General features: G+C 60.4%; 11 protein-coding genes. 7 read left to right on the top strand and 4 right to left on the bottom strand.

The annotated features are described in order from the left end of the window. Window positions 1-219 precede the first annotated feature (219 nt). Complete coding sequence (locus VL202_RS09195) at window positions 220-852, top strand: pyridoxamine 5'-phosphate oxidase family protein (protein WP_325463826.1); 633 nt, start codon at window positions 220-222, stop codon at window positions 850-852. 207 nt (window positions 853-1,059) lie between these two features. On the opposite strand, the gene VL202_RS09190 is transcribed toward VL202_RS09195, so the two are convergent. Next, window positions 1,060-1,689 carry a MarC family protein gene (locus tag VL202_RS09190; protein ID WP_325463825.1) on the bottom strand — a complete coding sequence of 210 codons (630 nt, stop codon included), beginning with the start codon at window positions 1,687-1,689 and terminating at the stop codon, window positions 1,060-1,062. A 232-nt stretch (window positions 1,690-1,921) separates the two neighbouring features. Between VL202_RS09190 and gyrA the strand changes: the two genes are divergently transcribed. Next, window positions 1,922-4,711 (top strand): DNA gyrase subunit A, encoded by a 2,790-nt coding sequence (gene gyrA / locus VL202_RS09185; RefSeq protein ID WP_325463824.1) that lies wholly within the window; start codon window positions 1,922-1,924, stop codon window positions 4,709-4,711. A gap of 180 nt (window positions 4,712-4,891) precedes the next feature. Here gyrA and VL202_RS09180 read toward each other — a convergent pair whose 3' ends face one another. Then, window positions 4,892-5,032, bottom strand: a complete 141-nt coding sequence (locus tag VL202_RS09180) for a hypothetical protein (RefSeq protein ID WP_325463823.1) — start codon at window positions 5,030-5,032, stop codon at window positions 4,892-4,894. Between the two features lie 359 nt (window positions 5,033-5,391). Between VL202_RS09180 and coaD the strand changes: the two genes are divergently transcribed. The 5 genes from coaD to tgt all read left to right on the top strand — a co-directional run bounded on the left by coaD (window position 5,392) and on the right by tgt (window position 9,345). Then, complete coding sequence (coaD, locus tag VL202_RS09175; protein WP_325463822.1) at window positions 5,392-5,886, top strand: pantetheine-phosphate adenylyltransferase; 495 nt, start codon at window positions 5,392-5,394, stop codon at window positions 5,884-5,886. A gap of 29 nt (window positions 5,887-5,915) precedes the next feature. Then, window positions 5,916-6,485: a peptidylprolyl isomerase gene (locus tag VL202_RS09170; protein WP_325463821.1), complete on the top strand. Its 570-nt coding sequence runs from the start codon at window positions 5,916-5,918 to the stop codon at window positions 6,483-6,485. 43 nt (window positions 6,486-6,528) lie between these two features. Continuing rightward, complete coding sequence (locus VL202_RS09165; RefSeq protein ID WP_325463820.1) at window positions 6,529-7,038, top strand: peptidylprolyl isomerase; 510 nt, start codon at window positions 6,529-6,531, stop codon at window positions 7,036-7,038. A 79-nt stretch (window positions 7,039-7,117) separates the two neighbouring features. Then, window positions 7,118-8,218, top strand: coding sequence for a tRNA preQ1(34) S-adenosylmethionine ribosyltransferase-isomerase QueA (queA, locus tag VL202_RS09160; protein WP_325463819.1), 1,101 nt, complete (start codon window positions 7,118-7,120; stop codon window positions 8,216-8,218). Beyond that, window positions 8,215-9,345, top strand: coding sequence for a tRNA guanosine(34) transglycosylase Tgt (tgt, locus tag VL202_RS09155; RefSeq protein ID WP_325463818.1), 1,131 nt, complete (start codon window positions 8,215-8,217; stop codon window positions 9,343-9,345). The genes queA and tgt overlap by 4 nt, the downstream gene beginning before the upstream one ends. 12 nt (window positions 9,346-9,357) lie before the next feature. On the opposite strand, the gene VL202_RS09150 is transcribed toward tgt, so the two are convergent. Together VL202_RS09150 and VL202_RS09145 are read right to left on the bottom strand one after the other, a co-directional pair. Continuing rightward, on the bottom strand, window positions 9,358-9,780 hold the full coding sequence (locus tag VL202_RS09150; protein ID WP_325463817.1) for a DUF4864 domain-containing protein: 423 nt from the start codon (window positions 9,778-9,780) through the stop codon (window positions 9,358-9,360). 191 nt (window positions 9,781-9,971) lie between these two features. After that, entirely contained in the window at window positions 9,972-11,267 is a 1,296-nt protein-coding gene (locus VL202_RS09145) for an FAD-binding oxidoreductase (RefSeq protein WP_325463816.1), read from the bottom strand. Between the last annotated feature and the right edge of the window lie 92 nt (window positions 11,268-11,359).

The following is an 11,359-nucleotide window of genomic DNA, read 5'->3' as shown; positions in this document are numbered from 1 at the left end:
CTTTTCGCATAAGCTGGTCAAAGTTCGCTTCCGGCGAGCGCACGCCCTTTTTGGTTTCCTCGGAGACGAGGCATCCCCGTAGACGATTGGCGATCATGCGGCCCGAGCTGCCTTCAAGGTTATCCGCATACTCGATTTAGCTGCACTTGACAAAAATGACTTACGTACCTCATTCTTGAGATGAATTGCAAAATGCGAGATATCTTGGAGGAATGATGCATGGACCCCGAATTCTTCATCAACAGCGAAGAAACGCTGCGCAGACTTTACTCGGCCACGCATGACCTCGCTATTCACAAGATACAAGAAACTCTTGGCGTCCACGCGCAAGAATTCATCCGACGTTCACCGTTCCTTTGCTTGGGCACGCAGGACCTGAACGGCCGGGCCGATGTGAGCCCGCGCGGCGACCCGCCCGGCTTCGTCAGTATTTTGGACGACAGAACGTTGGCTATCCCGGATCGTCCGGGGAACAACCGATTGGACAGCCTTTCCAACATCCTAGCAAATCCTGCCGTTGGACTATTGTTCATGATTCCCGGCTTTGACGACACCTTGCGAGTTAATGGAGTGGCACGAATAGCCACGAATCCGGCCCTTCTGGAAACGATGACGGTCAACAGCCGCGTGCCCACTCTTGCGATAGTGGTGCAGGTCCGCGAGGTCTTCCTGCATTGCGCAAAGGCCCTCAGGCGATCGCATATTTGGGACTCAACTCACCATCAGGATCGCAGACAGATGCCTTCACTGATCAAGATGATATTGGATGAAACGACGGGGGCACCAGAAGAGGAGGAGATGCGAAAGATCGATGCGGGGTTGGAGGAAGACTACAAGAAAACGATGTATTAGGAGGCATCTGACTGTTGAGCAGGGCCTGCTGCACGATGGTAGGGTCTGCTCCTCGGGAGGCACAGTGACAGCATCATTGTGGAACGCTAGTGGTTAACACCTGTGCGAACGGGATAAGCCATAAAGTAAACTCAAATATCCGAAAGGGCCCGGGAAACCGGGCCTTTTTGTTTTGGATTCACGGAGCGACTGGTCACGTCGCCCTGGTCACACCGCCATGGCCGATTTGATGCCGTCGACGACGAACTGGACGGCGAGCGCGGCCAGAATGACGCCCAGCAGCCGCGTCAGGATGGCCCGGCCGGTGACGCCGAGGAACCGGTCGATACGTTCGGCGATGACGAGCGCTGCAAACAGGATAGCGAGACACACGGCGATCACCAGGATCAGTTGCGCCCGGTCGATGGTCGCTGAAAAGGAACCGGACAGAAGGATCGTTGCCGAGATTGCGCCAGGTCCGGCAATCAGCGGCAGCGCCAGCGGAAACACCGCGATATTGTGAATATGATCGCGCGTGATCGCGGTCTCGCCGGTCTTTTCCTTGCGCTCGTTGCGCCGCTCGAAGATCATCTCGAAGGCGATCCAGAACAGGAGGAGGCCGCCGGCGATGCGGAAGGCGCCGATCGAGATGCCGAGCAGGCTCAGGATGCCGTTTCCGAACAGGGCGAAGGCGGCGAGGATGAAGAACGCGATCAGCGTTCCACGCCACGCCACCAGGAACCGCTGCTGCCGGCTCATGCCGACGGTCAGGCTGAGGAAGATCGGCGCCAGGCCCGGAGGGTCGATGGTGACCAGGATGGTGGTCAGTGCATTGATCAGAAGGTCGATGTCGGACATCCCGGCTCCCCTCGCGGCCTTGTTTATGATGGCCGCCTCATGGATTGTTAGGCGACTGTAACACCGATTGAAAGGTCTCCATTTCACGCTTCCGCCGCTTTTGCCTTGCAAATGCCGGTGAGAGCGCCGATGAGCCTAAAAGCCTGTTCAAAACCCGGCCCCGAAATTGGCGCTAGGCCGTGCATTCGGCTATAAAAATATGTCTGATTCTGAACAAAGATCGTGATCGAAATTGACTGAACAAACCACACCCGGCGGCGGCAAGAATCCACCAGGCATCGAGCCTATTTCCATCATGGAGGAAATGCAGCGGTCGTATCTCGATTACGCCATGAGCGTGATTGTCAGCCGCGCTCTCCCGGATGTGCGGGATGGTCTGAAACCTGTGCACCGCCGCATCCTGTTCGGGATGAGCGAGCTCGGCATCGACTGGAACAAGAAATACGTCAAATGCGCCCGCGTCACCGGCGACGTGATGGGTAAATTCCATCCGCATGGCAATTCCGCGATCTACGATGCGCTCGCCCGCATGGCGCAGCCCTGGTCGCTGCGACTGCCGCTGATCGACGGTCAGGGTAATTTTGGCTCGATCGACGGTGATCCGCCGGCAGCCGAACGCTACACCGAATGCCGGTTGCAGAAGGCTGCCCACGCGCTGCTCGACGACCTCGACAAGGAAACGGTCGATTTTCGCGACAACTATGACGGCACGCTGAGCGAGCCGTCGGTCGTTCCGGCGAAATTCCCGAACCTTCTGGTCAACGGCGCGGGTGGCATCGCCGTCGGCATGGCAACCAACATTCCGCCGCACAATCTGGTCGAGGTGATCAACGGCTGTATCGCGCTGATCGACGAGCCGGCGCTCGAACTGCATCAGTTGATGGAGATCATTCCGGGCCCGGATTTCCCGACCGGGGCGTTCATCCTCGGCCGCTCCGGCATCCGTTCGGCTTACGAGACGGGCCGCGGCTCGGTCATCATGCGGGGCCGCGCCACCATAGAGCCGATGCGCGGCGACCGCGAGCAGATCATCATCACCGAAGTTCCCTATCAGGTGAACAAGGCGACGATGATCGAGAAGATGGCCGAACTGGTCAAGGACAAGCGCATCGAGGGCATTTCCGACCTGCGCGACGAATCCGACCGCCAGGGTTACCGCGTCGTCATCGAGCTGAAGCGTGACGCCAATGCCGAGGTCATCCTCAACCAGCTATACCGTTATACGCCGCTGCAGACATCGTTCGGTTGCAACATGGTGGCGCTGAATGGCGGCAAGCCGGAGCAGATGGCCCTGCTCGACATGCTGCGTGCCTTCGTCGCCTTCCGCGAGGACGTCATCAGCCGGCGCACCAAGTACCTGTTGCGCAAGGCGCGCGACCGGGCCCATGTCTTGGTCGGCCTCGCCATCGCGGTTGCCAATATCGATGAGATCATCAAGCTGATCCGTGAAGCGCCGGATCCGGCCACCGCACGCGAGCAGTTGATGACCCGCCGCTGGCCGGCTTCCGATGTCGAAAGCCTGATCCGCCTGATCGACGATCCGCGTCACCGGATCAACGAGGACCTGACCTATAATCTCTCGGAAGAGCAGGCCCGGGCAATCCTCGAACTGCGTCTCGCCCGCCTGACGGCCCTTGGCCGCGACGAAATCGGCGACGAACTCAACAAGATCGGCGACGAGATCAAGGATTACCTCGATATCCTCTCCTCGCGTATCCGCATCATGACCATCGTCAAGGACGAGCTTATCGCCGTTCGCGACGAATTCGGCACGCCTCGGCGCACCGAGATCATGGAAGGCGGTCCGGACATGGACGACGAGGACCTGATCGCCCAGGAAGACATGGTGATCACCGTGTCGCATCTCGGCTACATCAAGCGCGTGCCGCTGGCGACCTACCGCGCCCAGCGCCGTGGCGGCAAGGGCCGCTCGGGCATGGCGACACGGGACGAGGATTTTGTTACCCGCCTCTTCGTTGCCAATACCCATGCGCCGATCCTGTTCTTCTCGTCGCGCGGCATCGTCTACAAGGAAAAGGTCTGGCGTCTGCCGATCGGCACGCCGCAATCGCGCGGCAAGGCCCTGATCAACATGCTGCCGCTTGAAGCCGGCGAACGCATCACCACGATCATGCCGCTGCCCGAGGACGAAGCGACGTGGGAAAATCTCGACGTCATGTTCTCGACGACGCGCGGCACGGTCCGGCGCAACAAGCTGTCGGACTTCGTACAGGTCAACCGCAACGGCAAGATCGCGATGAAGCTTGACGAGGAGGGCGACGAAATCCTCTCCGTCGAAACCTGCACGGATCGCGATGACGTGCTTTTGACGACGGCGCTCGGCCAGTGCATCCGCTTCCCCGTTGATGACGTCCGTGTCTTTGCCGGCCGCAATTCGATCGGCGTGCGCGGCATCAATCTGGGCGAAGGCGACCGCATCATCTCGATGACGATCGTCAGCCATGTCGATGCCGAACCGTGGGAGCGCGCCGCCTATCTCAAGCGGGCGGCTGCCGAACGACGTGCAACGACCGGCGAGGAAGAGGAAATCGCACTGGTTGGCGAGGACATCAACGAAGAGGGCGAACTCACCAACGAACGCTACGAGGAATTGAAGGCGCGCGAACAATTCGTGCTGACGGTGTCCGTCAAGGGCTTCGGCAAGCGCTCCTCAACCTTTGACTTCCGCACCTCGGGCCGCGGCGGCAAGGGTATCCGCGCCACTGATACGTCGAAGACCGGCGAAATCGGCGAATTGGTGGCGGCATTCCCCGTCGAGGAGAAGGACCAGATCATGCTCGTCTCCGACGGCGGCCAGCTGATCCGCGTTCCCGTTGGCGGGATCCGTCTTGCCAGCCGCGCCACCAAGGGCGTGACGATCTTCTCGACGGCCAAGGACGAAAAGGTCGTATCGGTCGAGCGGATCAGCGAACCCTCCGATGAGGACGACGAGATCGCTGACGTCATCGCCCAGCCTGATGGTGAGGAAGCGGCCGAGCCAACAGCCGGAACGGAAGAATAGGCTTCTGAAACTGGTTTAAAAAGCCGGGCGATCATGTCGCCCGGCTTTTTTCTTTGACATCTTTGATGCGCGGCGTGTTCGCACAAGGAAAAACCGGACTGGCAGGGGAACCGTCCGGTTTTTGATGTCAGCAGGCACTGGAGGTTGCCGCTGTCGGGGAATTTTACTCGGGAGAAAACGTCAGACGCTAAATCCGCGTGTGTCCTGTACGCTGGTCTTCATCGCTGCACGGTCGTGCTGAAGTTGAAGAATGGTTTTCCCGAAGTCGACCAGGAACACGATACTGATCACGGCTGAGACGATCATCATGGTGATTGCCATTTCGGACTTCCCTCTACTTTAACAGATGATCGCGCGACAAACCGGAACGGTCGCTGCGCGCTTCGTTTCTCAGTGCATGTGCCGTTGCGAACAGCATTGCGAAAAACATCGTCATCGAAAGAAGAATAAGTGCCATAACCGTGATCCCTTCGGCCAGATAACGGCCGCGTTCGAAAAAAGTTCCGCTCTTTACTTGGGCACCTCGAAATCATCTGTGGCGTCTCAGTGAACGTAGCTTCTTTCTAGTCTTGTCCTGGCGGGCGCGCTGTTTCCGGGGGAACAGGGATAAGCCGCGACGAACGCTCCCTTGCGATTGCGCGCGGTCCGTGACAAAAGGCTTGCGAAACGGAACGGATGCGATGACCACTGCTTTTTATCCCGGCTCCTTTGACCCGATGACGAACGGTCACCTCGATGTGCTGGTGCAGGCCTTGAACGTGGCATCGTCCGTCATCGTCGCCATCGGCATCCATCCGGGCAAGACGCCGCTATTTACCTTCGAGGAGCGCGCAGCCCTGATCCGCCAGTCGCTCAGTGAGTTCCTGCCGGGTCGGGCAGGCGACATTTCGGTGGTTTCCTTCGACAATCTGGTGGTCGATGCGGCCCGTAGCAACGGCGCTTCGCTTCTCGTGCGTGGCCTGCGCGACGGCACGGATCTCGATTACGAAATGCAGATGGCGGGCATGAACCGGCAGATGGCGCCAGATATCCAGACGCTGTTTCTGCCGGCCGGAACGGCCTCGCGGCCCATTACCGCCACATTGGTCCGCCAGATCGCGGCCATGGGCGGTGACGTCAGCGCCTTCGTGCCCAAGGCCGTTCATCAGGCCCTCAAGTCCAAGCGCAAGTCCTGACGTTTTCTTTTCATTCCACGGGAGACACCATGAAAATCCTCCAACTCGCTTTCGCAGGCGCCGTTGTCCTCGCATCCCTGACCAGCAATGCTTTCGCCCAGGCCAAGGAATACATCACGATCCAGCTGAAGGACGGCCCGGTCGTGATCGAGCTTCTGCCTGAGGTCGCGCCCAAGCACGTTACCCGCATCAAGGAACTGGTGGAAGCCGGCGAATACAACAACGTCGCCTTCCACCGCGTCATCCCGGGCTTCATGGCCCAGACCGGCGATGTCCAGTACGGCAATATGGAAAAGGACTTCAAGCCTGAGATGGCCGGCATGGGTGGCTCCTCGAAGCCGGACGTTCAGGCCGAGTTTTCCCAGGTTCCGTTCGCGCGCGGCACGGTCGGCATGGCCCGCAGCCAGGATCCGAACTCCGCCAATTCCCAGTTCTTCATCATGTTCGCACCCGGCGACTTCCTGAACGGCCAGTATACGGTCGTCGGCCAGGTCGTCGAGGGCATGGAGAATGTCGACAAGATCAAGATGGGCGATGAAGCCAACAATGGCTCCGTTACCGATCCCGACCGGATGATCAGCGTCAAGGTCGGCAAGTAAACCATTTCAACCACGCCTGACGAATAACACGAAGGAGAAGGCCATGGCGGAGATCAAGGATCCCGAGAACACCATCATCATGGAAACCACCAAGGGGCAGGTCGTCATCCAGCTTCTGCCGGACCTGGCGCCCGGCCATGTCGCCCGCATCAAGGAACTGTGCGCCGAAGGCGCCTATGACGGCGTCGTCTTCCACCGCGTCATCGACGACTTCATGGCGCAGACCGGCGACGTGCAGTACGGCAAGACGGGCGGCAAGGACTTCAATCCGGCCCGCGCCGGCATGGGCGGCTCCGACAAGCCGGACCTCAAGGCTGAATTTTCCAACATGAGCCACGTTCGCGGCACATGCTCGATGGCCCGCAGCCAGATGCCGAACTCTGCCAACTCGCAGTTCTTCATCTGCTTCACCGACAGCCCGTGGCTGAACAAGCAGTATTCGGTCTGGGGCCAGGTCATCTCCGGCATGGACAATGTCGACAAGATCAAGAAGGGCGAGCCGGTCAAGGATCCCGACAGCATCGTGTCGATGAAACTTGCTGCCAACGCCTAAATCAGGCTATTGCCAAGACCCGTCCCGCTGCCTTCAAAGGGCGCCGGGGCGGGTTTGCCGTTTTTAAAGAAGATTTGTCATGCGCGTCGATCTGTTCGATTTCGATCTCCCCGAGGACAATATTGCGCTGAGGCCGGCAAGCCCGCGCGACATCGCCCGCTTGCTGGTCGTCAGGCCCGGCGAGAGTGAACCCCTTTCCGATCATGGCGTGATGGACCTGCCATCCTTCCTGCGTCCCGGCGATGCGCTGGTCTTCAACGATACGAAAGTCATTCCGGCGCAGCTGGAGGGCTTGCGCCGCCGCGGCGAGGATGTCGTCACGGCCGTCTCGCTGACGCTGCACATGCGCACTGCGCCTGACCGCTGGAAAGCCTTCGCACGGCCGGCCAAGCGCCTGAAACCGGGCGATCGCATCGCCTTCGGCCACGGCTCGAATGCCTGCATGCTCGGCACACTGGATGCGACGGTCGAGGACAAGGGCGAGGCCGGCGAGGTCACCTTGCGGTTTGATCTCTCCGGTCCGGCACTCGACGAAGCGATCATGGCGGTCGGCCATATCCCGCTGCCGCCCTACATTGCGTCGAAGCGCCCGGAGGATGCGCAGGACCGGACGGACTACCAGACGGTCTATGCGCGCGAGGAAGGGGCCGTCGCGGCGCCGACGGCTGGCCTGCATTTCACCGACAGCCTGTTTTCCGCGCTTGATGCGCTTGGCATCGAGCGTCATTTCGTGACGCTGCATGTCGGCGCCGGTACGTTCCTGCCGATGAAGGCGGATGATACCGACGATCACGTCATGCATGAGGAGGTCGGCTATGTCAGTGCCGATGTTGCCGCACGCTTGAACGCGGTGAAGGCGAGGGGCGGGCGCATCGTCTGCGTCGGCACGACCTCCCTACGGCTCATCGAGAGTGCGGCCGGCGAGGACGGGACCATCCATGCCTGGTCGGGACCAACAGGCATCTTCATCACGCCGGGTTATCGCTTCCGCGCGGTCGATATGCTGATGACCAATTTTCATCTGCCGAAGTCGACGCTGTTCATGCTCGTCTCGGCCTTCAGTGGCCTGGAGACGATGCGGCGGGCCTATGCCCACGCCATCGAAACCGGCTACCGCTTCTATTCCTATGGCGATTCCAGCCTGCTGTTCCGGGATATTTCCAGAAACGAGACCGTATGACCGAGACATTCCAGTTCAACATCAAGGCAACCGATGGCAAGGCGCGTCGCGGCACGGTATCCATGCCGCGCGGCGAGATCCGCACGCCGGCTTTCATGCCGGTCGGTACCGTCGGTACGGTCAAGGCAATGTATCTCGACCAGGTGCGCGACCTGGGGGCCGATATCATTCTCGGCAACACCTATCACCTGATGCTGCGTCCGGGTCCGGAGCGCGTCGCTCGTCTCGGTGGCCTGCATGAACTGATCCGCTGGCCCTATCCGATCCTGACCGACAGCGGCGGCTTCCAGGTCATGTCGCTTGCGGGCCTGCGCAAGCTCGACGAAAAGGGCGTCACCTTCAAGAGCCATGTCGACGGCGCGCTCCATCACATGTCGCCGGAACGCTCGATCGAAATCCAGGGCCTGCTTGACAGCGACATCCAGATGCAGCTCGACGAATGTGTGAGGCTTCCGGCGGAACCCTCTGATATTGAACGCGCAATGGAAATGTCGCTGCGCTGGGCCGAGCGCTGCAAGACGGCATTCGGCGACCAGAAGGGCAAGGCGATGTTCGGCATCGTCCAGGGCGGCGATGTGCCGGCCTTGCGTGTCCGCTCCGCCCAGGCCCTGTCCTCGCTCGACCTCAAGGGCTATGCAATTGGCGGCCTCGCGGTCGGCGAACCGCAGGAGGTCATGCTCGACATGCTCGACATCACCTGCCCGGAATTGCCCACCGAAAAGCCACGTTACCTCATGGGCGTCGGTACGCCCGACGATATCTTGAAATCGGTGGCGCGGGGCATCGACATGTTCGACTGCGTCATGCCGACCCGCGCCGGCCGCCATGGCCTGGCCTTCACACGGCGCGGACGCGTGAACTTGCGCAACGCCCGCCATGCCGAGGATAGCCGCCCGCTCGACGATCAGTCGTCCTGCCCGGCGACGCGGGATTATTCGCGCGCCTACCTGCATCATCTCGTGCGCGCCGATGAATCCCTCGGCGGTATGCTGCTGACCTGGAACAACCTTGCCTATTATCAGGAATTGATGGCGGGCATTCGTCAGGCGATCGAGGAAGGTCGCTACAGCGCGTTCATGGAAGAAACGCAGGAGATGTGGCGCCAGGGCGATCTTGCGCCCCTGTGAGACTTCTGACGTTCAAATCTCCGGGCCTGGCGCCTGCTGCAGCATCTGCACGCCGTTGATCTTGTAGGTGCCGTCAGGCTGCTTGACGAGAAAATACAGCGCCGTCCAGTCCTTGCCGTCGGCCCCGGAGATCAGGACCTCCTGAACAACGGTGTCACCATCGATCTTGCTGCGGCCAAACGCGAAATTGCCGGGTCGATAGACCGGCGCATAGCCGCGCTTCACCATCTCGAAGAAGATGCTTTTGTCCGGAAACTTGCCCTGGATTTGCGGCGAGGCAAAGGAATAGGCGGTGGCCGCGTCGTCGTCCAGAAAAGCCTGAATCTGCTTCTCGATGATCGATTGCGCCGTATCGACCGGCTCAGCGGCAAGAGCCGCCGGCACGGGCAGCATCAGGATTGCAATGCATGCGCAGGCTCCCAATATCCGGATCATCGCCCGTCTCCTCCAAGTTCCATGACAATAGGCATGATACGACAATTGGATCGAAACGGTTTCCGTTCCAGCATCGAAACGATGTGAATACATTCCAGTAAATTACATTTTTTCAATGGATTATGTATACTATTTCAAGTAAAGATGGAATATTCAATTATTCGTGATGCCTAACATAGGCGCCGATCCGGTCAGATGCCGAGCCGGTCCTTCATTCGGCCCCAAAGCATCGCGGCATGGGCGCCAATCGGCCAGAAGGCGTGGAAGCGCATCGGCTGGATTTCGGTGAAAGGCAGGTCGATCGATGCCGATGGTCCGCCGATCAGGCGCTGCGCCAACTGCTTGCCCATGGCCGTCGCCAGGGCCACGCCACGGCCGTTGCAGCCGAGATAGATCAGCACGTCCTCATCCGGCGCGTGCAGGTGCGGCAGGTGGTCCGGCGTGATCGCCAGTTGGCCGTTCCAGGCATGTGTCCAGCGGATATCCTTGAGTTCGGGCCAGAGCGCAGCGGCATAGCGCTGGAGATAGGCGAGCGCCCCGGTTGGCCCCATGATCGAGCGCTGTGGCCCGCGCCCGCCCATCAGCAGCCGGTTCTCACTATCGATCCGGTAGTAGACGGTGATATGACCACTTTCATAGAGCACCGGGCGTTGCGGCAGGATGCGCGCTGCCAAGCTGTCGGGCAAGGGTTCTGTAGCAACGATGGAACTGAAGATCGGCACCAGAGATTGCTTCAAGCGAGGCCGTAACTCGTCGGCATAAGCATTTGTAACGACAAGCAACTTGTCTGCCGTGACAGATGCTGTCTTCGTCTGCAATTTCCACTTTCCGTTCTGCCGCCTGGCAGAGATCACGCGGCTCCCGCCGTGGATTTTTGCACCGGCGGCCTGGGCGGCTTTGGCAAGGCCGCGCGCATAGTTCAGCGGATGCAGATCGCCGCCGCGCGGATCAAGCAGCGCCGCGGGATAGCGACCCGTGCCCGTCGCCGCGAAGACAGCGTCTCTATCGAGGAGCCGGGTCGGCATGCCGTGGGCGGCGCATTGCGCAGCGGAGGTGCGGACAGCCTCGGCGGTGACCGCGCTCGTTGCTGCACGCAGCGTGCCGTTCTGGCGGGCGTCGCAATCGATGTCGAGACGGCGGATGAGGTCGAAGGTGAAGTCCGGCGCACCCCACGCCATGGCGATCATCCGGCGTCCAAGGTCTTCGCCGAACCGGGTGAGCAGTTCATCCGGATTGAATTTCAGGCCGGGATTGACCTGGCCGCCATTGCGTCCCGATGCGCCCCAACCTGGTTCATGCGCTTCGAGCAGGCAGGTATCGACACCGGCCTGCGCCAGATGCAGGGCGGCCGACAATCCGGCAAAGCCCCCGCCGATGATGGCGACGGACACGGCCCGGTCACCGTCAAGCGGTGGCGTGACCGGCAGGGCATGGGCCGTTTCGGCATAGAGACTGGGCGGCAGGGAAGAGGATGAACCGACGGACATGCTGCTCTTTCAATAGGATGGCGGCAAACCATCCCATAACTTGTTAAGTTTGAAAAGCGGGGTGTCGCTAAGCCCCGGATGGCTCAAGCGTC

Origin of the sequence: Pararhizobium sp. (assembly GCF_035497515.1) — a bacterium.
GTDB lineage: Bacteria > Pseudomonadota > Alphaproteobacteria > Rhizobiales > Rhizobiaceae > Pararhizobium.
The sequence above is the reverse complement of the archived record's forward strand: the minus strand, read 5'-3'. Positions and strand labels throughout refer to the sequence as shown.